Source organism: Streptomyces sp. Da 82-17, assembly GCF_046098215.1.
Classification (GTDB): Bacteria; Actinomycetota; Actinomycetes; order Streptomycetales; family Streptomycetaceae; genus Streptomyces.
In genome coordinates this window covers 19,279-41,873 of record NZ_JBJURH010000007.1, presented here as the reverse complement: position 1 = coordinate 41,873, position 22,595 = coordinate 19,279, and the positions used below count along the sequence as shown (strand labels likewise).

Annotated in this window: 20 protein-coding genes and 1 pseudogene; 16 read left to right on the top strand and 5 right to left on the bottom strand. The window is 68.9% G+C overall.

The annotated features are described in order from the left end of the window. Positions 1-24: 24 nt before the first annotated feature. The 6 genes and pseudogenes from ACIDOF_RS13815 to ACIDOF_RS13790 all read left to right on the top strand — a co-directional run. Complete coding sequence (locus ACIDOF_RS13815; RefSeq protein ID WP_409006135.1) at positions 25-708, top strand: hypothetical protein; 684 nt, start codon at positions 25-27, stop codon at positions 706-708. Positions 709-915: 207 nt separating this feature from the next. Continuing rightward, a complete protein-coding gene (locus tag ACIDOF_RS13810) occupies positions 916-2,097 on the top strand; it encodes a tyrosine-type recombinase/integrase (protein ID WP_409006134.1) in 1,182 nt (393 codons plus the stop codon). Further along, positions 2,094-3,431 carry a hypothetical protein gene (locus ACIDOF_RS13805; protein WP_409006133.1) on the top strand — a complete coding sequence of 446 codons (1,338 nt, stop codon included), beginning with the start codon at positions 2,094-2,096 and terminating at the stop codon, positions 3,429-3,431. The genes ACIDOF_RS13810 and ACIDOF_RS13805 overlap by 4 nt, the downstream gene beginning before the upstream one ends. Further along, a complete protein-coding gene (locus ACIDOF_RS13800; RefSeq protein ID WP_409006132.1) occupies positions 3,431-4,561 on the top strand; it encodes a tyrosine-type recombinase/integrase in 1,131 nt (376 codons plus the stop codon). Before ACIDOF_RS13805 ends, ACIDOF_RS13800 begins: the two co-directional genes overlap by 1 nt. A gap of 8 nt (positions 4,562-4,569) precedes the next feature. Beyond that, positions 4,570-5,076, top strand: coding sequence for a DUF6262 family protein (locus ACIDOF_RS13795; RefSeq protein ID WP_409006131.1), 507 nt, complete (start codon positions 4,570-4,572; stop codon positions 5,074-5,076). A gap of 186 nt (positions 5,077-5,262) precedes the next feature. Then, positions 5,263-5,588 (top strand): annotated as a pseudogene (locus ACIDOF_RS13790) (alpha/beta hydrolase); the annotation flags it as partial. A 49-nt stretch (positions 5,589-5,637) separates the two neighbouring features. On the opposite strand, the gene ACIDOF_RS13785 reads toward ACIDOF_RS13790, so the two are convergent. Continuing rightward, entirely contained in the window at positions 5,638-6,525 is an 888-nt protein-coding gene (locus ACIDOF_RS13785) for a 3-hydroxyacyl-CoA dehydrogenase family protein (RefSeq protein WP_409006130.1), read from the bottom strand. Between the two features lie 102 nt (positions 6,526-6,627). Here ACIDOF_RS13785 and ACIDOF_RS13780 point away from each other — a divergent pair, with 102 nt between their 5' ends. The 3 genes from ACIDOF_RS13780 (at position 6,628) to ACIDOF_RS13770 (ending at position 9,059) form a co-directional block, all read left to right on the top strand. Then, positions 6,628-7,425: an acetoacetate decarboxylase gene (locus tag ACIDOF_RS13780; RefSeq protein WP_409006129.1), complete on the top strand. Its 798-nt coding sequence runs from the start codon at positions 6,628-6,630 to the stop codon at positions 7,423-7,425. Further along, entirely contained in the window at positions 7,422-8,051 is a 630-nt protein-coding gene (locus ACIDOF_RS13775; RefSeq protein WP_409006128.1) for a TetR/AcrR family transcriptional regulator, read from the top strand. Before ACIDOF_RS13780 ends, ACIDOF_RS13775 begins: the two co-directional genes overlap by 4 nt. Positions 8,052-8,171: 120 nt before the next feature. Next, a complete protein-coding gene (locus ACIDOF_RS13770) occupies positions 8,172-9,059 on the top strand; it encodes an alpha/beta hydrolase fold domain-containing protein (protein WP_409006127.1) in 888 nt (295 codons plus the stop codon). A gap of 93 nt (positions 9,060-9,152) precedes the next feature. On the opposite strand, the gene ACIDOF_RS13765 is transcribed toward ACIDOF_RS13770, so the two are convergent. Further along, positions 9,153-9,407, bottom strand: a complete 255-nt coding sequence (locus tag ACIDOF_RS13765; protein ID WP_409006126.1) for a transposase — start codon at positions 9,405-9,407, stop codon at positions 9,153-9,155. A 517-nt stretch (positions 9,408-9,924) separates the two neighbouring features. Then, positions 9,925-11,181, bottom strand: a complete 1,257-nt coding sequence (locus tag ACIDOF_RS13760) for an RtcB family protein (protein ID WP_409006125.1) — start codon at positions 11,179-11,181, stop codon at positions 9,925-9,927. Between the two features lie 245 nt (positions 11,182-11,426). On the opposite strand from ACIDOF_RS13760, the gene ACIDOF_RS13755 reads away from it, so the two are divergent. From ACIDOF_RS13755 to ACIDOF_RS13745, 3 genes are all read left to right on the top strand, one after another. After that, the gene (locus ACIDOF_RS13755; RefSeq protein ID WP_409006124.1) at positions 11,427-12,464 is read left to right on the top strand and encodes a DUF3558 domain-containing protein; all 1,038 of its coding nucleotides are present in this window, start codon (positions 11,427-11,429) and stop codon (positions 12,462-12,464) included. A 165-nt stretch (positions 12,465-12,629) separates the two neighbouring features. Next, the gene (locus tag ACIDOF_RS13750; protein WP_409006123.1) at positions 12,630-13,523 is read left to right on the top strand and encodes a DUF3558 domain-containing protein; all 894 of its coding nucleotides are present in this window, start codon (positions 12,630-12,632) and stop codon (positions 13,521-13,523) included. 205 nt (positions 13,524-13,728) lie between these two features. Beyond that, positions 13,729-15,180: a DUF2637 domain-containing protein gene (locus ACIDOF_RS13745; protein WP_409006122.1), complete on the top strand. Its 1,452-nt coding sequence runs from the start codon at positions 13,729-13,731 to the stop codon at positions 15,178-15,180. 79 nt (positions 15,181-15,259) lie between these two features. Here ACIDOF_RS13745 and lysS read toward each other — a convergent pair whose 3' ends face one another. Continuing rightward, on the bottom strand, positions 15,260-17,053 hold the full coding sequence (lysS, locus tag ACIDOF_RS13740; protein WP_409006121.1) for a lysine--tRNA ligase: 1,794 nt from the start codon (positions 17,051-17,053) through the stop codon (positions 15,260-15,262). 243 nt (positions 17,054-17,296) lie between these two features. Here lysS and argS point away from each other — a divergent pair, with 243 nt between their 5' ends. Next, the gene (argS, locus tag ACIDOF_RS13735; RefSeq protein WP_409006120.1) at positions 17,297-19,051 is read left to right on the top strand and encodes an arginine--tRNA ligase; all 1,755 of its coding nucleotides are present in this window, start codon (positions 17,297-17,299) and stop codon (positions 19,049-19,051) included. A 15-nt stretch (positions 19,052-19,066) separates the two neighbouring features. Here the strand turns inward: argS and ACIDOF_RS13730 are convergent, their stop codons facing one another. After that, positions 19,067-20,275, bottom strand: coding sequence for a PLP-dependent aminotransferase family protein (locus ACIDOF_RS13730; protein WP_409006119.1), 1,209 nt, complete (start codon positions 20,273-20,275; stop codon positions 19,067-19,069). 145 nt (positions 20,276-20,420) lie between these two features. On the opposite strand from ACIDOF_RS13730, the gene ACIDOF_RS13725 reads away from it, so the two are divergent. The 3 genes from ACIDOF_RS13725 (at position 20,421) to ACIDOF_RS13715 (ending at position 22,516) form a co-directional block, all read left to right on the top strand. Beyond that, complete coding sequence (locus ACIDOF_RS13725) at positions 20,421-20,747, top strand: hypothetical protein (protein WP_409006118.1); 327 nt, start codon at positions 20,421-20,423, stop codon at positions 20,745-20,747. Next, entirely contained in the window at positions 20,744-22,060 is a 1,317-nt protein-coding gene (locus ACIDOF_RS13720; protein ID WP_409006117.1) for a transglycosylase SLT domain-containing protein, read from the top strand. Before ACIDOF_RS13725 ends, ACIDOF_RS13720 begins: the two co-directional genes overlap by 4 nt. A gap of 66 nt (positions 22,061-22,126) precedes the next feature. Beyond that, complete coding sequence (locus ACIDOF_RS13715) at positions 22,127-22,516, top strand: VOC family protein (protein ID WP_409006116.1); 390 nt, start codon at positions 22,127-22,129, stop codon at positions 22,514-22,516. Positions 22,517-22,595: the final 79 nt, after the last annotated feature.

Below are 22,595 nucleotides of genomic sequence, written 5' to 3'. Positions count from 1 at the left end.
AGCGCCAGGAGAGGGGAGGCAATCATGACGAAGACACACGGCCCCCTGGAACCTTGGCACCTCATCCCGTTGCTGGACGGCAGGAGCGAGCTACATTTCTGGGTCCTCAAAACGGACATGAATCCGGCGCGACGTATCTATTCCAGCTATCTGATCTGGCTCGCACGCCGCTACGGCTATGCCTTCTCCTCGGCTGTCAGCGTGCGGAGCGCTGGCCTGCCCGTACCCAGACCTGCCTTCAAGGTGACTCTGGTGCGGGACGACTCTCCCGCCGGAATCCAGAGAGCTCGTGAAACTAGACAGAACTTCCCTTTCGCTGGACACGGAGGGCAAATTCCCGGCCTCACCTACGGGGGTGCTGGCGCAGATCTCTCCCTGGCCAACGAGATCACCACTGAAGTGGCGGTCTGGGAGCGAATTCTCATTCATGACGCGTTGAGGCCGACTTCAGAGACTGCCATATCTCTGTACGTACTCGCGCTGGCCGCCATCGGCTGGTTGGCTTACACCCTTGGACATCAGCCCGAACAATTCATACGCGCCATAGTGGCTGCTTGTGCATCCACACTCTTCACATTCAGCGGCTTGGCCATCATCCTCGGCCACAGGCGCAACGGGAAGAAGATTGAGCAGGCAGGCTTCACGAAGATCCACCCACCCGGCCGACTGGCCTACTATGTGAATTCCGCGGACACGACCACAAATTGACCTCACCGAAAGGGGTTCCAACCGTGGGCACGGCAACACCGACCCGGGTGGCCTTCTCCGTTCCCGACGACTTCGAGGCGATCGAGATATCAGACGTTCTCTGGGGGTTCGTACCTAGTGGTGTGACGTTGCACAGCCCTCTTCGTTGGAGGTTGTGCAACGGGTCTCAGGGGGTGTGGCTCTGCGGCAGATCGTTGCGATCAGGCCGTGGAGGCAGAAGTGAGAGTGCGGGCATTTCGGGTGGTGCTGCCGTCGGGCACCCGGTACTGGACCGTGATCGACGAGAACTTCGAGGTGGTCAAAGAGGCTGATCAGTTCCTGCGTGAGCTCCGGCTGTCGAGGGGGAGGGCCGAGACGACATCCAAGGCGTATGCCGAGGGAATCGCGCTGTTCCTGCGGTGGTGTCTGATCACCGGGAGGGACTGGAGGGCTGCGGCACGGGAGTTCGGGCTGTTCATGCTCTGGCTGAAGTGGACGCCAGGGCACGGAAGTAATGCTCCGGTCGTCACGCCGGGGCCGGGAGTGAAGCCTGTCCGGGGTGAGATCCGCGTCAACAAGGTCCTGACCGCGGTGAGGATGTTCCTGTTCTACGGCGTCACGAACAAGTTGGTGCCGGCCTGGGTGCTGGAGCAGATTTACGAGGTCGGCGACACCCGCGACCTGCCCGACCAGGCTCAGGGCGAGAACGGCGGCATGAAGGTGCGGCTTCGGGCTCGCCATCGGGTCCAGGAGCCGGAGACGGACATCGACCGCTCCAGCGACGAAGAGGTCGTCGCGATGTTCCTGGCCTGTCGATCAGCACGCGATCGGCTGACACTGCTCTTGCTCTCCCGGGTCGGTCTGCGCCCGGGGCAGGTTGCGGGACTGCGCCGCAGTGACTGCCATCTGATGATGGACTCCCGGTCGCTGGGCTGTGATCTCGACGGCGCCCACGTTCACGTCGCCCGGCGACAGAACGAGAACGGCGCCTGGTCGAAGTCGAAGAAGACATGGGTAATGCCGGTGGACTTCCTCGTGGTGCAGGCATTCGACCAGTACGCCCTGGAGCGCTTTGAGCGACTTCCCTCCTGCGACAGCGACTTCCTGCTGGTCAACCTCTTCCGCCCGCCCTACGGCAAACCGGTGACCACGGACGCGATCGGCGAGCTATGCGAGTCGCTGTCCCGTCGCGCCGACCTGGGCCGGATGATCACGCCGCGGATGTGTCGGCATGCGATGGCCAGCAACGTCGCGGACGCGGGCGGCAGCCTGGATGAGGTCCAGGCCCTGCTCGGGCAGAAGAACCCGCACTCGTCCAGGCCATATCTGCACCCCAGCCGCACCCGGCTCCGGGAGGCCGTCGAGCGCGTTCCTTCTCCTCGTCTGCAGTTCGGGGGCGAGGACCAGTGACGATCAGCGCGATCGCCGCCGTCCCGGCGCTTGAGTCCGTCGACCCTCTGGTCGAGGCCATCAGCCCGGAGTTTCTCCAGCTCATGGGCTGGGACCCTCAGGTGAGGCTGCTGTTCATTCCGCGTGACCATCCGCAGTTCAGTGCCCCGGCGTGTTTGATCGAGGGCTGCAGCAAGATGGTCTACTACGCGTTCCAGCAGGGTCTTTGTGTCGGCTGCATGCGGCGGTGGGAGACGAGCGGCCAGAGCATCGAGGAGTTCACGGGAACCGCGAAGCGGTACTGGCGGGCCATCGGCGAAGTCATCTGCGGGGTTCCTCAGTGCGCCAGGCCCAGCACCGGCCTGGCCAAGCCGCTCTGCTCTTCTCACCAGTATCAGCAGAGACGCGTCTACAAGATCTCCGTCGAGGAGTTCGTACGGCATCCCGATGTCGTCCCGCTGGAGGGGTTCGGGATCTGCCACGTCGCGGCGTGTCACCGCCAGCGGCAGAGCCCGACGGGCTACTGCCCTGCTCACGCCCAGCGACGCCGGAACGCGATCCGGCAAGGGACTCTCGGCGACGAGGATCACTGGCGCCGCACCACGAACGGAATCCCGCAGCATGGCGTGGTCAGCCTGCGCGGACTGCCCGACCGGGTGGTGAACGAGATCCTTTACGGGCTGCAGGAACGTGTCCGCGAGGGCGTGATGCAGAAGGATTACCTGCTGCGGCCGTTCTGTGATCAGGCTCGGTCGCAGCAGATCGCCACCCTCACCGAGGTCGATGCCGGCTCCTTCAGCCGGCACACCAGGCACATCGCCTCCGGCTTTCTCAAGCACCTCAGTCGGTTCGGCCTGTCCCCTGAGACCGAGCGTCACAAGGACATCTGGTCCGGCTATGCCTTCGGCCTCACCGGCAGTCTCTACTTCGACAAGATCACTCAGTCCTGGCTTCGGGAGGCGACCAAAGCGTGGGCTCTGGACGACATTCCCAAGCGCCGGGGCAAGAGCAAGCAGACCATCCAGTCGCACATCAACGCCATCGTTCAGCTCTCGGACAGTCTGCGGCTGAATCGGCCGGACCAGGGAGTCGACGTCCGCGCTGTCGCTCGGGACGACATCACGGTCTTCCTGACCCGCCTGCGGTTCCTGAATGAGCAGGACACGATCAGTGCCTACCAGCACGTCCGGATGGTCCGATACGTCCGGCGGTTGCTGAATCGGATGCGGACCCTTGGGCTGGCCAGGCCAGATCAACCACTCCACGGGCTCTGCGAGACGTTTGTCCTGGGGCCGAGGACGTTCCGGACGACGTCGAGGACAGGGAAGCCGGCAAGGACCTTCCGGTCGAAGTGATGAGGCAGCTCTGCCAGCACCTCGACGGCCTCGACGCCAGGGGAGCCCCGGAGATCCGCACGGCCATCGAGCTGATCATCGACACGGGCCGCCGGCCGTCGGAGATCTGCAAGCTCCCTCATGACTGCCTGGAGCGAGACGACGACGGCAATCTGACATTGATCTACGACAACCACAAGTCGGCGCGGAAGGCCCGCCGCCTGCCCATCAGCGGTGAGACCGGCGCCCTGATCACGGTCCAGCAGGAGCGCGTGAGGGCGCGGTTTGCCAACACCCCGGCCGACTCGCTCAAGCTGCTGCCGACCGCCCTGGCGAACACAACAGGCACCAAGCCCATCACGGCGGAGTGGCTCTCTGTCCGTCACCGGGCCTGGGTGGACTCACTGCCCGAGTTCCTCGTCCCCACGGTGGTCACGGTCGAAGGCCGGCAAGTCACCAAGATGCTGCCGTTCGACAAGGCCAAGATCTTCCCTTACGCCTACCGGCACACCTACGCTCAGCGACACGCCGATGCCGGTGTCGCCGCCGACGCCCTGCAGTCCCTCATGGATCACCGGCAACTCTCAACCACTCAGCGTTACTACCGAGTTGGTGAGAAACGCAAGCGTGAAGCGGTGGACCGGGTCACTGCGATGCAGTTCGACCGGCACGGCAATCGTGTCTGGCGAAAGGCACAGACCCTCCTCGATTCCGAGCACACCCGCCGAGTTGTCGGGGAGGTCCAGGTCCCCTACGGGCTCTGCACCGAGCCCACCAACGTTGCCGCGGGCGGACACGACTGCCCCGCCAGGTTCCGCTGCGTCGGCTGCGAGCACTTCCGCACCGACATCTCCTACCTTCCTGACCTGGAGGCATACCTCGCCGACCTCCTGCACAGCCGTGAACGTCTGGCGGCGTTCGCTGCTGACGCATGGGCGAAGGCCGAGGCCATGCCCTCCGACGAAGAGATCACCCGAGTCCGCTACCTGGTGAAACGCGTCCGCGAGGACCTTGGTGATCTCACCGAAGAGGACCGGATCCAGATCAAGGAGGCCGTCACCGTGGTCCGACGCACCCGCCGCGTTGTCTCACTGGGGCTGCCCCGCATCGGCCCGCCCCAGGACCTCCGCCCAGAAAGGCCGGCTGGATGAGCAATCCCATGATCGAAGGCAAGCGCGCAGACTCGGCCCGCCGTCGCGAGCGCGTCCTCAAGGCCATCGAGGCCGCGACCAAGCATGGCGGGGACATCACCGTCTCCGGCCTCGCCAGAGCCGCTGGAGTCGACCGCACCTTCCTCTATCGCCACCGCGACCTGCTCGAACGCGTTCATACCGCGGCGAGCACTCCAGTTCAGGACGGTCGCGTCGCCGCAGTCAGCCGGGTCTCGCTTCAGGCCGACCTGGCGAATGCCTTGGAACGAAACAAGCGCCTCGCAGCACGGGTCCGGCAGCTTGAAGAGAGGCTGTCCTCGCAGCTCGGGGACGCTATCTGGGCCGAGTCCGGTCTCGGAGCACCCGTCGACATCGACCAGCTCCAGCGTCGCATTGCCCTCCTCGAACAGGAAGTTGCCGACAAGCAGGGTGAACTCGACGAACGCACCGAAGAGTTGGAGGCCGCCCGAGCCGCAAACCGGGAGCTGACCAGGGCCCTCAACCATCGCCCGTGACCACTAGGTAGTTTCGTTTGGATCAGTCGGTTTGTCCGGGTGTGCCGTTGGCTGATGCGCAGTGGGCGCGGATGGAGCCGTTGCTCCCGGACCGGATGCCGAAGCGGGGTGGCCGCTGGCGAGAGCATCGTGAAGTGATCGACGCGATCGCCTACAAGTTCCAGACCGGACAGGGCGTCGAGCGCCGACGAGGAGTGGGGCGACGTCGACGCTGGCGAGTGGGGCACCGTCGTACCCGCATCATCGAGCCCAAGGGCGCCACGGATCCGCGGCCCGTGGGCTTCTGCATCCACGGCGCTGGGTGGGTCTTCGGCGACGACAAGACTCACGACCGCCTCTTCCGGGAGCTCACCGTTGGGGCCGGTGCCGCCGACGTCTCCTCGGTCTACGACTGGGCGTCCGAGAAGGGGCCCACCACGCAGGTCGAGCAGAACTACGCCGTCGCCCAGTGGCTGCAGGACAACGGCGTCGAACATGGCCTCGACATCTCCCGCGTCTCCGTCGGCGGCGAGTAGGCCGGCGGATGCGAGTAGTGAGGCCCGACGTGATCCGGGCGGTGCGTCAGGCGTCGTTCGCTGCGGTGGCGTAGTCGTCGTAGAAGCCGCGGCCGGTCTTTACGCCGAGGCGGCCGGTGTCGACGTACTCGTGCAGCAGTCGGCGAGGGCCTTCGGGCAGGTGCGGATTCTCCGCGGCGTAGTGGTTTTCGATGTCGAGGACGACGTCCAGGCCGACCTGGTCCATCATCCGGAACACCCCGAGCTTTGCGCCGGTGTTCACCTGGAACATCGCGTCGAATTCCGCCGGCGTGGTCACGCCTTCGGCCACAACCTCCAGCGCTTCGCGCTTGATCGCGGCCCAGACGCGGTTGAAGATGAAGCCGGTGCTTTCCCGGCGGGCCTCGAAGGGGTGCACTCCATAGCGCGGCAGCTCGTTCTTGAGCCGCTCGATGATCGCGGGGTCGGTGGCCCCGTCGCTCATCAGGTCGACCGCGTTCTGCGCCGGCGGCATGTAGAAGTGCATGTTCAGCACCCGCTCCTTGTGCTCCACCCGGTCGACGAACAGCCGGGAGGCGTAGGAGGAGGAGTTGCTGGCCAGGATGGTGTCGGCCGGGGCGATCCGGTCCAGCTCGGCGAACAGGGTGCGCTTGAGGTCGAGCCGCTCGGGCACCGCCTCGATGACCAGCCACGCGTCGTCCAGCGCGGCTTCCAGGGTGTCGACGCCGACCACCCGGCCCTCGGTGGCGCCGGGCCGGGCGGCGACCACCCGAGGCAGTTCCGCCGCGACGTAGTCCAGGGCCGCGGTCCGGACGTCGGCGGACAGGTCGTACAGGCGCACCGGCCCACCGTCGGAGGCGAACATCATCGCGATGCGGCGACCGAGGGTGCCTGCGCCGATCACCGCGACCGGGCGGGCGGCGAGCTGACGAGAAGTGTCAGAAGTGTGGGTCATCACGGGACTCCTTTGCGCACGGTCGGTCCGGCCGGTTGCCGGACACCCGAACTCGATGCAAACTGTACTCAATACGTTTTGTATCGCAAGGAGAGTGGAGCAGTGCGCGAGTCAGAGGTGGCGCGTCAGGCGCTCACGCCGCTGGGGGTGCCGGTCTATCCGGTGCGGGCGACCCGGTTCACCGACCGGGAGTACTTCAACATCGTCTACCGCACCGACCCCGATGTCCTGCGCGCGGTGGTGCCCGAGCCGCTGGACGTGCCCGAGCCGTTGGTGCGGTTCGAAGTGATGAAAATGGGTGACGTCGAGGGCTACGGCCCCTACCTGGAGTGCGGCCAGGCGATCGCCGTGGAGTTCGACGGCGAGGTGGGCGAGTACCTGCACGCCATGTATCTGGACAGCTTCGCCGCCACGGCCGCGGGCCGCGAGCTGAGCGCCTACCCCAAGGTGGCCGGCAGCCCGGCACTGTTCACCGACACCGGTGCGCTGGTCGGCACCCTGGACCGCGGCGGCCAGCGGGTGGCCACCGCGACCATGCCCTACAAGTGGCAGCCCCTCGACCTCGACGCGGCCCGGGCGCAGATCACCGTGCCCACCTTCGCGCTCAAGCAGGTGCCCAACGTGTTCACCGGGCAATTGCGCGCCTCGGACCTGGTCCGCACCGAAATCACCGACATCGTGGTCAAGGAAGCCTGGACCGGGCCCGCCCGCTTGCAGCTGTTCGAGCACGTCATGGCCCCCCTGGCCGATCTGCCGGTGCTCGAGGTCGTCTCCGCCAGCCACATCCTCACCGACCTGACCCTCAGCCCGGTCACCTCTGTGCACAACTACCTGAACAGCGGCTCGCCCCTCAGTCAGGAGCCAGGCTCGCAGCCGCCGACGGAGAGGATGGCCCGATGAATCACCCGACCGCCTCCGCGTCCGCCCGACCGCCCCGCCAGCGCAAGGCGACCCGCGCGCAGCTGATCGCCGCGGCCGCCGACCTGTTCGCCGAGCACGGCACTACCAACGTCAGCATCGGGGCGATCTGTGAGCGCGCCGGGTTCACCCGCGGCGCTTTCTACTCCAACTTCAAGACCGTCGACGACGTCTTCTTCGCCCTGTACGAACAGCGCAACGCCGAGGTTCAGCAGCGACTGGAGGCGCTGGCCGCCGACGCGCCGCCCGCTGAGCAGGCCTACCGTTCCCTGGAGTCCGTCGTGGCCACGGCGTTGCGGGCGCTGCCGATGGACCCGCAGTGGGTCGCGATCCGCACCAGCTTCGCGGCTCAGGCCCAGCACCGGCCAGAGGTCGCGGCCATACTGCGCGAGCACGCCGAGCAGCTCCGCCGGCACCTCCAGCCGCTGCTGATGCAGGCCCTGGAGCTCACCGGCCGTCGACCGCTGGACTCCCCGGAAGACTTCACCCGGGCCGTCATCACCGCGCACGTCGGCGCGATGACTCAGTCGCCGCTCCACGACGACCCCGAAGCCGTCCGCGAAGCCGTCGTCCGCGGCATCGTTCTTGGCCTCACCACCGGCCAGTGAACAACAGCGCCTCCACTCAGCTCAGTGGCTGTTGTCGGTCCGCCCGTGAGGCGGGTGCCTCGCATTGCATGTAGTAAATGACCTGTTCAGGTGTAAGCCCGTGAATGAGAAGGAGCCACGGTGTCTCTGGTAATGAAAGCGCTGGTGCAGGCCCTACGGCTGCGGCCGAAGCCTCTCGCCTCGGCCGATGCGATCGCCGCGGAGGTCGACCGTGATCGCCCCAACGCCAAGGTGCCGCGCACACTCCTTAGGGCGTACGACGTCCGCCAAAGCAGCATCGACGGCATGCCGGTCATCACGCTCACCCCGAAGGGTGTTCCCCCTGTGGGGGAGCTGCTCTATACGCACGGCGGCGCGTACGTGCACCCGCTGGTCACACCGCACTGGCACATCATCGGAAACCTGGGGCTGACCACCCCACTGCGCATGACGGTCCCTCTGTACGCGCTCGCACCCGAGCACACCGGCGACGAGACCTACCCCAAGCTCCACAAGCTCTACGACAGCCTGACCGAATCCGGGTTGCCGGTGATCACCGCGGGCGATTCAGCCGGCGGCGCCCTCGCAATGGCCCTCACCATCCGCGCCCGGGACGAACACCGTCCTCTTCCCGACGCGGTCCTGCTGTTCTCACCCTGTGCAGACGCGACCCTGACCAACCCCGACATCCCAGCCATCGAGCCGCGAGACCCCATGGTCGGCAGCGAAGGAGCGCGATGGGCCATGAGCCGCTGGGCCGGCGACCGCCCCCTGCAACACCCCTGGCTCAGCCCGCTCAACGACAGCCTGCGTGCCCTGCCCCGGATCTCCGTCTTCCACGGCGAACGCGACATCCTGTGCCCCGACGCCAAGAAGATGGTCGCCAAGGCCAAGGCCGCCGGCACCAACGCCGAGATCAACCTCTACCCCGACGCCTTCCACGTCTTCGTCGGCCTGCCACAACTCCCCGAATCCCGGGCAGCCCTCGCCCACGCCAGAGAGATCATCAAAACCGTCACCACGACCTGATCCCACCACGGAGCGGAAGCCGCCCCGGGTTTCGCTGCCCGTCCCCGTCGTCAGGCGTCCTTGAGCGAGCCGGATAATCGTCATGCCCTCGCATCACTCCTGATGTGGGCGTGACATCGGCCTGGGCCACCAGGGCTGCGAACACCCGCTCCCACGTGCCGTCGACGGCCCACATCCGCAGCCGACTGTAGACGCCGCGCCAGTTGCCGTACTCCCCGGCAGGTGCACCCACTGGGTACCGGTCTGGAACTTGAAGGCGATCGCGTCGATCACCTCACGATGATCTCGCCAGCGGCCACCCCGTTTCGGCGTCCGGTCCGGGAGCAACGGCTCGATCCGCGCCCACATCAGTCAACGGCACCCCCGGACCAACGACCGACTGATCCAAACGAAACTGCCTAGACCGGGCAGAGAACGGCCTGCGTCGTCAGGTCACTACCTGGCGATTCTCGGCGGCCTTCGGCCGCCGAGAATCGCACCAGGCCGTCCAGCGAACCACCGGATTGAGCGATAGCACCACAGGTGTCGTGATGGCTAGACTCGCTCACAGGTCGCTGAGCTGCATCAACGTGAGGCACATTCCACGGCAACGGCTTGGACCCCCAGAGAATCGACGACGTCTCCAGGTCTCAGGAATACGCCGCAAACAGACTGAGAAATAGCGACCTGTCGGAAGACTTGATCGAGGAACTATCCGCTTCTTACGCTCAGGCGTCCAGATCTTTGCACGAGGTCAACGCGATCTATGCCGGAGTATGCCTCGGAACCATTCACGGCGAGATATCGACCGCTTCTCTGCTCGCGACGAGCGGAGGGCCCCAGACTGACGGCTCTGGGGCCCCGTCGACCAAGTGGATTGCTGAATTCAGCCCTTTACGCAGATGACCTGCTTGAGCTTGGCAACCACCTGCACCAAGTCCCGCTGCTGCTCGATGACTTGGCCGATCGGCTTGTACGCACCGGGGATCTCGTCCACCACACCGGAGTCCTTACGGCACTCCACGCCCCGCGTCTGCTCCTCCAGGTCCCTCGCCGAGTACTTCCGCTTGGCCGCGTTACGGCTCATCCGGCGGCCGGCACCGTGCGAGGCCGAGTTGAACGACGCCGGGTTGCCCAGGCCGCGCACGATGTAGGACTCCGTACCCATGGAGCCGGGGATGATCCCCCACTCCCCCGAGCCCGCGCGGATCGCTCCCTTACGCGTGACGAGCAGATCCATCCCCTCGTACCGCTCCTCGCTGACATAGTTGTGGTGACAGCTGATGACACCAGGGCGGTACTCGACGGTCCTCATCTGACCTTCGGCATCTTCCTGCTGGCAGGAGATGACCGGTTCGAAGGTCGGCTTCGCCTTCTTGAACTCCTTGCGGACGACGTCCTGGAAGAGGCCCATCATGATCGCCCGGTTGTACTTGGCGTACTCCTGCGCCCAGAAGAGGTCGTTGCGGTACGCCGCCATCTGCGGGGTGTCCGTGACGAAGACGGCGAGGTCGCGGTCGACCAGGCCCTGGTTGTGGGGCAGCTTCTGGGCGACGCCGATGTGGTACTCGGCGAGCTCCTTGCCAATGTTCCGCGAGCCGGAGTGCAGCATCAGCCAGACGGAGCCGGACTCGTCGAGGCAGAACTCGATGAAGTGGTTGCCGCCGCCGAGCGTGCCCATCTGCTTGGTGGCCCGCTCCTGGCGGAACTTCACGGCATCGGCGATGCCGTCGAACCGCGACCAGAAGTCGCCCCAGCCGGCAGTCGGGAAACCGTGCAGCCGGCCCGGGTCGACGGCGTCGTCGTGCATGCCCCGGCCGACCGGGATGGCCTGCTCGATCTTCGAGCGCAGCCGGGACAGATCGCCGGGCAGATCGTTGGCGGTCAGGGACGTCTTGACCGCGGACATGCCGCAGCCGATGTCCACGCCGACCGCAGCCGGGCAGACCGCGCCGTGCATGGCGATCACGGAGCCGACGGTGGCGCCCTTGCCGTAGTGGACGTCGGGCATGACGGCGAGGCCCTTGATCCACGGGAGCGTCGCGACGTTCTGCAGCTGCTGGAGCGCGACGTCCTCGACGGACGCCGGGTCCGTCCACATCCGGATCGGTACCTTCGCGCCCGGAACCTCTACATAAGACATAGCTACCTCAATCCCCCGAAATCCCCGTCTCCGATGCGGAGTCGTGGAGGGGTCCACTCGTCCGTCGGTGCGCCGGGGCCGAAAAGTCTGTGCGCGCAAAAACCCGGCTCAAAGCCTTCAAATCGGATGCCCGACCGGCATCCGCGGCTGCGCTTGCGATAGACATTGTGTTCACCGGCCGCCTCCTGGCGGCAACCATTTTTCGGTCCGACGGGGCCTCAACCGAGCCGAAGGGAGCCGCGACCGTGCAGCGTAAGGGGTACGTCCCGGGCGCAGCCGCGCTCCTCGCGGTGCTGCTCACCGCATGTTCGGGCGGCGCCGGGACCGACGACCCGACGGACGACGCCAAGCCCGGCGAGGCCTCCGCGACCCAGACCGCCGAGCCCGGCCGGTACCGCACGCTGCCGGACGCCTGCCGCGCCGTCGAGCACGGCACGCTCGACCGCATGCTCCCCGGACTCCGGCAACTCGACCAGGAGCAGCGGACGAAGGCGTACGAGGGCACGGCCGCGGCCACGTACGACACGGACCGGCGCGTGGGCTGCTCGTGGAAGGTCGACTCCCCGGACGCCACGCACCACCTCGACGTCGACTTCGAGCGCGTGGTGTCGTACGACGGCGCGGTCAGCGACGATGCGCGGGCCGAGGAGGTGTACGGGCAGAAGGAGGAGGCCGCCGACCTGCCCGAGCCGTCGCCCGGCACGGAGGGCGCCGAGGAGGACTCCGGCTCGCCCTCGACCGACGCGTCCGGATCCGCCGACGCCACCGAGTCGACGGACCCGGAAAAGACCGGCGACACGGATAAGGCGGACAAGGCAGACAAGGCGGGCGACAAGACCGCGCAGGACGCCAAGTCCCCGGAGAAGGCCGACGCCGACAAGACCTCCGACGGCAAGACGGACGACCCCAAGCCCGGCGACGGCAAGAACCCGGACGCGGACGCCGACACGGACACCGGCGCCGACGAAGACACCGACAACGGCACCGGCACGGACGACGACACCGGCACGGACGGCGAGGGCGAAGCGGTCGTTCCGGACGAACTGCTCCCCCGCGTCCTGACCGGCCTGGGCGACCAGGCGTTCGTCGACGACCGCCTCACATCGGCCGGTTCGACGGTTCGGCACCGGACCGTGACTGTGGTGTTCCGCACGTCCAACGTCGTCGTGACCGTCCAGTACGGCGAGCAGCCGGCGCGCGGCACGGAGCTGCCGGACAGCAAGGAACTGCAGGACAGGGCCCGGGAACTGGCGGGCAGGCTGGCCGAGCAGTTCGCCGACTGACCCGCACGGCACTCGCCCCCGAACCACCCCGTCGAGCCCCGTCGCCTTTACGTATCCCTCACGACACACGCACCTTCCGCGTACCGTGGGCGAGCGGAATCCGCACGGAACCGGAGCCGCCGCACGTAACCGGCACCGAGTGCACGACTGATGAGCGAAGGAACCATGCACCGAAAAGGACCGCGATTCACCCGCATACTCGCCGCCTGCGCGGCCGTGCCGGTGATCCTCACGGCAGCCGCCTGCTCCTCCGACGCGGACGCGAGCAAGGGCGACGGCGGAAGCAAGAGCGAGTCGGGCACGTCCTCGTCGGCGCCGAGCGGCAAGGACAAGCCCGCAGCCGTCGAGAAGGCCAAGTTCAGCAAGCTGCCCGACGCCTGCAAGGCCCTCAAGGGCGACACGATCGAGGACCTCGTGCCCGAGGTCGACGACAAGTCGGGCAAGTCGGCCAGCTCCGAGGACACGTCGACGCGCGGCTCCTGCTCCTGGACGGGCCTCGACAGCAACGGCACCAAGGGCTCGCAGTTCCGCTGGCTCAACCTCGGCCTGGTGCGCTACGACTCCAACGCCACCCTCGGCACCGGTGACAAGCTCGCGCAGACGCAGTTCACCAAGAAGATCGAGGAAGCCAAGGCGCTCGACGGCGCCAAGAACGTCGAGACGAAGACGCTCGAGGGCGTGGGCGACGAGGCGACGCTGATCACCTCCGACCAGAAGAAGAAGGAGGGCGACTTCAAGAACCACCGCGTGGTCGCCCGAGTCGCGAACGCCGTCGTCGTCATCGACTACAACGGCGCGGGTCTCGCCGGCGCCGGCGACCCCGACTCCAAGAAGATGGCGAAGGACGCCCAGGAGGCGGCCGAGGAGGCCGTCGCCGCCGTGGAGTCCGCCAACAAGTCCTCCGGCAAGAGCGGTTCGAAGACCGGCGGCTCGGACGACGCGAGCACCGGAAGCGGCGGCTCCGGCTCCGGCTCCGGCAGCGACGACAGCAACAGCGACAGCGACAGCGACGACAGCGACTCGGGCAAGACGACGAAGAAGCCCAGCACCAAGCACTGACGTCAGCACGTCCCCCGAAGCCCGGTCACTGCTCGTGGCCGGGCTTCGCGCATGACGCCGAGCGGGCCCCGCGCACAGCGACGGCGAGGCTTCGCGCACAGCGACCGCGAGGCTTCGCGCATGACCCGGAGGCGGCCGTTCAACCGCGTGTGCCAGGCTGTGCGACGCAACAAGCCGAACAGGGAGGGGTTCGCGGGTGGCCGCGATGCAGCTGACACGCACACACCGGATACTCATCGGTGTCGTGATCGCCGGTGCGGTGGTCATCGCCGGTATCGGCTTCGCGGGGTCCTACGCGGCCGTGCGTGAGCTGGCCCTGAAGAAGGGCTTCGGCAACTTCAGTTACGTCTTCCCGATCGGCATCGACGCGGGCATCTGCGTGCTGCTCGCCCTCGACCTGCTGCTGACCTGGATCCGTATCCCGTTCCCGCTGCTGCGGCAGACGGCGTGGCTGCTGACCGCGGCGACGATCGCGTTCAACGGCGCGGCCGCCTGGCCCGATCCGCTCGGCGTGGGCATGCACGCGGTCATCCCGGTGCTGTTCGTCGTCGCGGTCGAGGCCGCCCGGCACGCCATCGGCCGGATCGCGGACATCACCGCCGACAAGCACATGGAGGGCGTCCGCATCACCCGCTGGCTGCTCTCCCCCGGCCCGACGTTCCTGCTCTGGCGCCGCATGAAGCTGTGGGAGCTGCGCAGTTACGAGCAGGTCATCAAGCTCGAACAGGAACGCCTCGTCTACCAGGCGCGGTTGCGCTCCCGCTACGGCCGCAACTGGCGCCGCAAGGCCCCCGTCGAGTCGCTGATGCCGCTGCGCCTCGCCAAGTACGGGGTGCCGCTCGCCGACACCGCGCCCGCGGGCCTCGCCGCCGCGGGGATCGAGCCGACCCTGCTTCCGGCGGCGCCGGTCCAGGCGGCCCACGAGCCCCGCCAACTCGCCCCCGCCCAGCGCCAGTCCATCGCGGCACAGCCCGTACGGGAGGCGGACGCGGGACCGGATACGGAAGCGGAACGGGAAGCGGAAGCGGAACGGGAAGCGGAAGCGGAACTCATCCCCGAAGGCCCCGACGCCGAGGCCGGCCCCAACCCGTGGTTCCAGGCCCCGCCCCCGGAGAAGGTCCCGTACGAGGGCGGGTACGACCCGAACTACGACCCGGAGCACGAGCACCCGGAACAGGCCCAGCAACCCCAACAGCCCCAGCACGCCCAGCACGCCCAGCACGCCGAACAGCCCCAGCACGCCCAACAGGACGAGCACAACGCCGAGTTCCCCGTCCCCGCGGGCCCCGGCCGCACCCGCCCGCTGACCGTCCCGGGCCCGCGCACCGAGCAGGCCCCCCAGGTGGCGGTCGAACCGGAGCCCCTGCCCGAGCCGGAGGCAGAAGCGGAAGTCGAGGAGGAACCGCAGCTCGTCCCCTCTCCGTACGACCTGCCCGAGGACATCAGCCGGGAGGAGGCGTACTTCGGGGCGTTCCGCAAGTACGTCAGCGAGTACGGGGACATGCCCAACGCGCGGCAGCTCGGCACCTATCTGCTCGACCTGTACGGCGTCACCGGCCAGTCCGGCGGCCCGCTCAGCGAGCGGACGCTGCGCCCGTACGTACGGGAGTTCCGCGGCCGTTACCAGGAGGAGCTGGACGCGGAGTACTCCGCGTGACCGTCGCCGGCCGCAGCCACCGCGAAGGCCCCCTCCCGCGACCGGGGAGGGGGCCTTCGTCGTGCCGAATGCGGGACGCCTACGCGCCGAGCAGCTTCCGGACGCGGTCCGCGCCGACCGCGAGCAGCAGCGTGGGCAGGCGCGGGCCGGTGTCGCGGGAGACGAGCAGCTGGTAGAGCAGCGCGAAGAACGTGCGCTGCGCGACCTTGATCTCCGGCGGCAGCTCCTTGGCGGTGGCGTCCGCCGAGAAGCCGGCCTGGACCTTCGGCACGCCGTACACGAGGTGCGTCAGGCCGTCCAGGGACCAGTGCTCGTCCAGGCCTTCGAGGAGCAGGCGCAGCGATTCGCGGGCCTGGTCGTCGAGGGAGCCGAGCAGCTCGGCGTCCGGCTCGTCCCGCACGATGGTGCGCTGGTCGGCCGGGACCTGGGTGTTGATCCAGGACTCGGCGCGGTCGAACCGCGGGCGGGCCTCGTCGAGGGACGCCAGCGGGTTGGCCGGGTCCAGGTCGGAGAGGATGCGCAGGGCCTGGTCCTCGTGGCCGGCGGTGATGTCGGCGACCGAGGCGAGCGTGCGGTACGGCAGCGGGCGCGGGGTGCGCGGCAGTTCGCGCTCGGCGGTGCGGACCGCGCGGGACCAGGCGAATTCGTCGGCGGGCAGCACCGTGCCGTCGGCGACCTTGGCCTCCAGCTTGTCCCACTCGTCGTAGAGCCGCTGGATCTCCTGGTCGAAGGCGATCTTGAAGGACTGGTTGGGCTTGCGGCGGGCGTACAGCCAGCGGAGCAGCTGGGGCTCCATGATCTGCAGCGCGTCACCGGGGGTGGGGACGCCGCCCTTGCTGGACGACATCTTGGCCATGCCGGAGATGCCGACGAACGCGTACATCGGGCCGATCGGCTGCTTGCCGCCGAAGATCCCGACGATCTGCCCGCCGACCTGGAACGACGAGCCGGGCGAGGAGTGGTCCACGCCGGACGGCTCGAAGATCACGCCCTCGTACGCCCAGCGCATCGGCCAGTCGACCTTCCACACCAGCTTGCCGCGGTCGTACTCGGAGAGCCGGACCGTCTCGGTGTGGCCGCACTGGCAGACGTAGGTGAGCTCGGTGGTGTCGTCGTCGTACGCGGTGACCGTCGTCAGGTCCTTCTCGCAGTTGCCGCAGTACGGCTTGTACGGGAAGTACTCCGCGCCGGAGCCGGAGCCGTCGTCCTCGCCGGCGGCGCCGGAGCCCTCGGCGGCCTCCAACTCGGCCTCGTCGACCGGCTTCTGGGACTTCTTCTGCGCCTTGGGCTTCGTGCGGTACTGCGCGAGGACCGCGTCGATGTCGCCGCGGTGCTTCATCGCGAACAGGACCTGCTCGCGGTAGACGCCCGAGGTGTACTGCTCGGTCTGGCTGATGCCGTCGTACTCCACGCCGAGCTGCGCCAGGGCGTCCACCATGGCGGCCTTGAAGTGCTCCGCCCAGTTCGGGTACGCGGAGCCGGCCGGGGCGGGGACGGACGTCAGGGGCTTGCCGATGTGCTCGGCCCAGGACTCGTCGATGCCCGCGACGCCGGCCGGGACCTTGCGGTACCGGTCGTAGTCGTCCCAGGACAGGACGTGGCGCACCTCGTACCCGCGGCGGCGGATCTCGTCGGCGACCAGGTGCGGGGTCATGACCTCGCGCAGGTTGCCCAGGTGGATGGGGCCGGACGGGGAGAGGCCGGACGCGACCACGACGGGTTTGCCCGGGGCGCGACGTTCCGACTCGGCGATGACATCGTCCGCGAATCGGGAGACCCAGTCCTGGGTCTCCGCTCCGGTGCTCTGGGCCACGGTGGGTTCGTCCTTCTCTCCGTGATCGGGGTGTGGGGCGGGGTCCTCCCGCCGTCCCATTGTCCCAGCTACTGGGTGCTTCGGGAAAACGCCTTATCAGTGGGGTGGCCGGGGCGGTCGGGCGGCTGCGGCCAGTGGTCCGTCCTCGCGCAGTTCCCCGCGCCCCTGAGATGCGCACTGCGTGCGGCATCTCCCGGGCGAGACCTGCACCCGGCGACGCAACCCACAAAACCCCTTTGCGGCCCCGTGGGATACTGGCCGGGCTCAGCAATCCGACCCCGACCAGAACGGCAGCCCATACCCATGGCACCGGTCACCTCGATCGCTTCGAACGTCAGCAAGCGCCTCACCGACGCCCTCGCGGCCGCTCTGCCCGAGACCGCCGGCGACCCCCTGCTGCGACGAAGCGACCGGGCCGACTTCCAGGCCAACGGCATCCTCGCCCTGGCCAAGAAGGTCAAGGGGAACCCGCGCGAGCTGGCCGGGAAGGTCACGGACGCGCTGGACGCGGGCGACCTGCTGAAGGACGTCGAGGTCTCCGGCCCCGGCTTCCTGAACATCACGGTCGCCGACCGCGCGATCATCGAGACGCTCGCCGCCCGCGCCGCCGACGGCGACCGGCTCGGCGTGCCGCTGAAGGAGAACCCGGGCGTCACGGTCATCGACTACGCGCAGCCGAACGTCGCGAAGGAGATGCACGTCGGCCACCTGCGCTCGGCGGTCATCGGCGACGCGCTGCGCGGCATGCTCGACTTCACCGGCGAGAAGACGATCGGCCGCCACCACATCGGCGACTGGGGCACCCAGTTCGGCATGCTGATCCAGTACCTGATCGAGCACCCGGACGCGCTGGCCCCGGCCGACGAGGTCGACGGCGAGCAGGCCATGTCGAACCTGAACCGGGTCTACAAGGCCTCGCGTGCCGTGTTCGACGCGGACGAGGAGTTCAAGGAGCGGGCCCGCAAGCGGGTCGTCGCCCTGCAGTCCGGGGACAAGGAGACGCTCGACCTCTGGCAGCGGTTCGTGGACGAGTCGAAGGTCTACTTCTACTCGGTCTTCGAGAAGCTGGACATGGAGATCCGGGACGACGAGATCGTCGGCGAGTCCGCGTACAACGACGGCATGCCCGAGACCGCCCGGCTCCTGGAGGAGATGGGCGTGGCCGTCCGCTCCGAGGGCGCGCTCGTGGTGTTCTTCGACGACATCAAGGGCAAGGACGACCAGCCGGTCCCGCTGATCGTGCAGAAGGCCGACGGCGGCTTCGGGTACGCGGCCTCCGACCTGACCGCGATCCGCAACCGCGTGCAGGACCTGGACGCCACCTCGCTGCTGTACGTGGTGGACGTGCGCCAGTCGCTGCACTTCAAGATGGTCTTCGAGACGGCCCGCCGCGCGGGCTGGCTCGGCGACGAGGTCACCGCGCACAACATGGCGTACGGCACGGTCCTCGGTGCGGACGGCAAGCCGTTCAAGACCCGTGAGGGCGCGTCGGTGCGCCTGGAGGACCTGCTCGACGAGGCCGTGCAGCGGGCCGCCGAGGTCGTCCGCGAGAAGGCCCGCGACCTCACCGAGGACGAGATCCAGGAGCGGGCCCAGCAGGTCGGCATCGGCGCCGTGAAGTACGCGGACCTGTCGACGTCCCCGAACCGGGACTACAAGTTCGACCTGGACCAGATGGTGTCCCTGAACGGCGACACGTCGGTGTACCTGCAGTACGCGTACGCCCGGATCCAGTCCATCCTGCGCAAGGCCGAGGGCGCCCGCCCCGTCGCCCACGCGGAGCTCGAACTCGCCCCGGCGGAGCGGGCGTTGGGCCTGCACCTGGACGCGTTCGGCGAGCTCGTCGCGGAGGCCACGGCGGAGTACGCGCCGCACAAGCTGGCCGCGTACCTCTACCAGCTGGCCTCGCTGTACACGACGTTCTACGACCAGTGCCCGGTGCTCAAGGCCGAGACGCAGGAGCAGGTGGAGAACCGCCTGTTCCTCTGCGACCTCACCGCCCGCACCCTGCACCAGGGCATGGCGCTCCTGGGCATCCGCACCCCGGAGCGCCTCTGAACAGCCCTGCGGGGCTTACGAGTTGAGCCCGCGCCGCAGCCTCCGCAGACCCTCGGCGATCTCGTCGGGGGTCTGCGTCACGTAGCAGAGCCTGAGCGTCGCCCGGTCCGGGTCCGCGGCGTGGAACGGGGCGCCGGGGACGTACGCGACGTCGTGCCGCACCACCTCGGGCAGCAGGGCCGTGGCGTCGTACTCCTCGGGCAGGCGGACCCACAGGAACATGCCGCCTTCGGGGCGGGACCAGGTGGAGCCGGCGGGCAGGGCGTCGGGGAGGCCCGCGAGCATCGTGTCGCGCCGCTCGCCGTAGACGGACGCGACCCGGGCGACGTGCGCGTCCAGGTCGCCGTCCGCCAAGTACCGTGCGGCGGCGAGCTGGTTGACGGTCGGGGTGTGCAGGTCGGCGGCCTGCTTGGCGACGGCGCAGGCGCGCAGCAGCAGCTCGGGGGCGCGCAGCCAGCCGAGGCGCAGGCCGGGCGCCATCACCTTGGAGAAGCTGCCGAGGAGCACGGTGCGGTCCTCGGCGCCCGGGTAGGAGGCGATCCACGGCACCCGTTCGCCCTCGAAGCGCAGCTCGCCGTACGGGTCGTCCTCGATCAGCCACACGCCGTGCCGGGCGGCGGTCGCGGCGACGGCGGCGCGGCGGTCGGCGGGCAGGGTGCGGCCGGTGGGGTTCTGGAACGTGGGGACCGTGTAGAGCAGTTTGGGCCGCTCTCGGGCGACGAGCTCGTCCAGCGCCTCCGGGTCGAGCCCCACGGCGTCGCCGGGCACGGGCAGGACGCGGGCGCCCGCGAAGGCGAAGACCTGAAGGGCCGCCAGGTAGCAGGGGTTCTCGACGAGCACGGTGTCGCCCGGCTCGATCAGCGCGGTGGCGAGCAGCGACAGCGCCTGCTGCGAGCCGGTGGTGACGAGCACCTCGTCCGCGTCGGTGGCGAGCCCGCGCACGGTCGTACGGGCGGCGAGCGCGGCGCGCAGCGCGGGCTCGCCCTCCGTCGTGGAGTACTGCAGCGCGCGCTCCGGCGTCTCGTCGAGGACGGCGCGGTACGCGGCGGCGATGCCCTCGCGGTCGAAGAGGCCCGGCGCGGGCAGGCCCCCGGCGAAGTTGATCACCTCGGGGCGCGCGGTGACCGCCAGGATGTCCCGCACCGGCGAACCGCCGACGTCGGTGGCGCGGGCGGCGAGCGGGGGCAGGGGCGCGGCGGTGCGGGCTGCGTCGGTCACGGTCACGGCGACTCCTCGGGGCTCGGTGGTGACCGCACCCTAAGCAGGTCGCTGGCCCCTACACGTACCGTTTCGCGATACGGACGCCCGGCGCCGCCTACGATGCTGCGCACCCGGACCGACCTGGACCCGCCCCCACGCGAGGAGCCACATGACCGACGGAAGCGGCTTCGCCGCCGACCCCCACTCCATAGACGGCAGTGCCCATCTCCTCACCGAGATAGCCGGGTTGCTGCACGAGGGCCGGCTCGACGCCGACCTCGGCACGCTCGCCCGCACCCCCGCCGCGCACGCCGAACTCGGCGCGAAGACCGAGCAGTTCGCCCGGCACGCGGCCGACCAGCACCAGGACCTGGTCACCCTGCTCACCGCCCTGTCCACGGCGCTCAGGACGACCGGCGGCGGCTACACACAGGTCGACGACGCGACCCGCGACGGCTTCAAGTCCTTCCTGGACACCGCGGAGTTGAGCCGGTGAGCGTCACGTACTACGCGGACGTCGCGTACCTGGAGGACTGCAACCCGGCGCTGATCGAGCGGAACGCCGCCGAGTACAAGCGGATGCGGGACCTGCTCGACTCGGTCGGCCCGTCCGTCGCCAAGGCCGCCGACACGCACTGGATCAGCGCCTCCCGCACGCACTACGACGCCCGCATCGGCGACGTGCGCACCCTCGTCGCCGGCCTCAAGGACGGCTTCGAGGCCGCCTGGAAGGCCCTCCTCCGGTACGCCGACGCCGTCGAGGAGGCCCACAAGCACCTCAGCACCGGCACCGACTGCGCCGAGCGGCTCGGCAAGCTCGTCGGGGACGGCGACGGCGAGGCGATGAAACGCTGGGAGGACCTGCGCGACTCGACCGGCGTCGTCGACTGGCTGCAGGACCGCACCGCGCCCGGCGACGTGGACGACATCCGCGAGGAGGCGGACCGCTGGTACGAGGACGCCTCGGACGCCTTCCGGCGGGCCCGCGCTGCCGAGGAGTCGGTGCGCGGCGACTCCATGAAGGACCTGGACGCGGCCCGCGCCCTGATCCCCGAGTTCCGCAGCGAACTCAAGGACGCGGCGGCCCTCCTGGACCGCGTCGGCGATCTGCGCACCGAGGCCGCCCAGGCGAGCTCCGACCCCAAGACCCGCCTGCCGGGCGGCGGTTCGAAGACCGACTTCTTCCCGCGGGTCGGCCCCGACGTCACCGTCTCGCCCGCCCTGCAGCGCATCCGCGACCTCAGCGCCGGGCTCCCCGAGGGCAAGGGCACCAGCTACTGGCTGCCGGGCGCGTCCGACGAGAAGCGCAGCGAGTGGATCGACGCCAACAGCGCCGCCATCCGCGCCGCCGCGAAGGAGAACGGCCTGCCGCCGGACATGATCGCCGGGATCGCCTGGCGCGAGGTCGACGGCGACCCGGCGGTCGTCGACGACGTCACCGACACCGCCCGGCAGTGGGGGATCGGCGGCGACGCGGACCGTACGTCGATGGGCCCGATGCAGATCCAGATCCGGCGGGCCGCCGAGGTGCTCGGCTACGACCCGGCGGAGCTCACCGACGCGCAGCGCGACGAGGTCGAGTCGGCGGTCAAGGACCCCACGCAGAACGTCTTCATCGCCTCCGAGTACCTGGCCCGCCTGAAGGCCGAGAGCGAGTTCGCGGACGTACCGGCGGAGCGGATGACGGACGCGCAGTACCAGGAGCTCGCGGCCCGCTACAACGGCGGCCCGTACTGGGAGAGCGACGACGCGCAAGGGTACGGCCGGGACTTCATGCGGGACCTGGACTCGGCCCGCGGGGCGCTGTAGGGCCGGGCCGGGGGATCCGCGAAAGGCTGTGGCAGGGTGCGGCGCCGCACCCTAAGGTTCGGGATCATGACCACGCCGTACCCGTTCATCCACCACATCACCCTGCTCTGCAGCGACTTCGACGTGAGCGAGCCGTTCTACACGGCCGCGCTGGCGCCGCTCGGCGTCATCGCCGGGGACCGCGACCCGGGCGGGATCGAGTACTGGGAGGACGGCATCGACACCCCGTCGTTCGCCGTCGGCCCCGCCCAGCCCGGCGAGGACGTGACGCGCGGGGTGCACGTGGCGTTCACCGCGAAGGACCGGGCCGCCGTGGACGCCTTCCACGCGGCCGCCCTCGCCAACGGCGGCACCGAGCGGCACGCGCCGCGCCTGTGGCCGGAGTACCGCGCGTACTGCTCGTTCGTCTCGGACCCCGACGGCAACAACATCGAGGCGCTGCACAAGGAGATCTGAGCCCTCCCGGCCCACGGCAGTCTCTCCCGGCTCACGGCGCTGACCTCGATACGTACCCGGAGGTCAGTACCGCACCGAA

What these genes read in the sequence shown, in the direction of transcription:
- ACIDOF_RS13815 (WP_409006135.1), top strand. Translation starts at nt 25, where the DNA reads ATGACGAAGACACACGGCCCCCTGGAACCTTGGCACCTCATCCCGTTG.
- ACIDOF_RS13800 (WP_409006132.1), top strand. Translation starts at nt 3,431, where the DNA reads ATGAGGCAGCTCTGCCAGCACCTCGACGGCCTCGACGCCAGGGGAGCC.
- ACIDOF_RS13795 (WP_409006131.1), top strand. Translation starts at nt 4,570, where the DNA reads ATGATCGAAGGCAAGCGCGCAGACTCGGCCCGCCGTCGCGAGCGCGTC.
- ACIDOF_RS13785 (WP_409006130.1), bottom strand. Translation starts at nt 6,525, where the DNA reads ATGACCCACACTTCTGACACTTCTCGTCAGCTCGCCGCCCGCCCGGTC.
- ACIDOF_RS13775 (WP_409006128.1), top strand. Translation starts at nt 7,422, where the DNA reads ATGAATCACCCGACCGCCTCCGCGTCCGCCCGACCGCCCCGCCAGCGC.
- ACIDOF_RS13765 (WP_409006126.1), bottom strand. Translation starts at nt 9,407, where the DNA reads ATGTGGGCGCGGATCGAGCCGTTGCTCCCGGACCGGACGCCGAAACGG.
- ACIDOF_RS13760 (WP_409006125.1), bottom strand. Translation starts at nt 11,181, where the DNA reads ATGTCTTATGTAGAGGTTCCGGGCGCGAAGGTACCGATCCGGATGTGG.
- ACIDOF_RS13750 (WP_409006123.1), top strand. Translation starts at nt 12,630, where the DNA reads ATGCACCGAAAAGGACCGCGATTCACCCGCATACTCGCCGCCTGCGCG.
- ACIDOF_RS13745 (WP_409006122.1), top strand. Translation starts at nt 13,729, where the DNA reads ATGCAGCTGACACGCACACACCGGATACTCATCGGTGTCGTGATCGCC.
- lysS (WP_409006121.1), bottom strand. Translation starts at nt 17,053, where the DNA reads ATGGGACGGCGGGAGGACCCCGCCCCACACCCCGATCACGGAGAGAAG.
- argS (WP_409006120.1), top strand. Translation starts at nt 17,297, where the DNA reads ATGGCACCGGTCACCTCGATCGCTTCGAACGTCAGCAAGCGCCTCACC.
- ACIDOF_RS13725 (WP_409006118.1), top strand. Translation starts at nt 20,421, where the DNA reads ATGACCGACGGAAGCGGCTTCGCCGCCGACCCCCACTCCATAGACGGC.
- ACIDOF_RS13715 (WP_409006116.1), top strand. Translation starts at nt 22,127, where the DNA reads ATGACCACGCCGTACCCGTTCATCCACCACATCACCCTGCTCTGCAGC.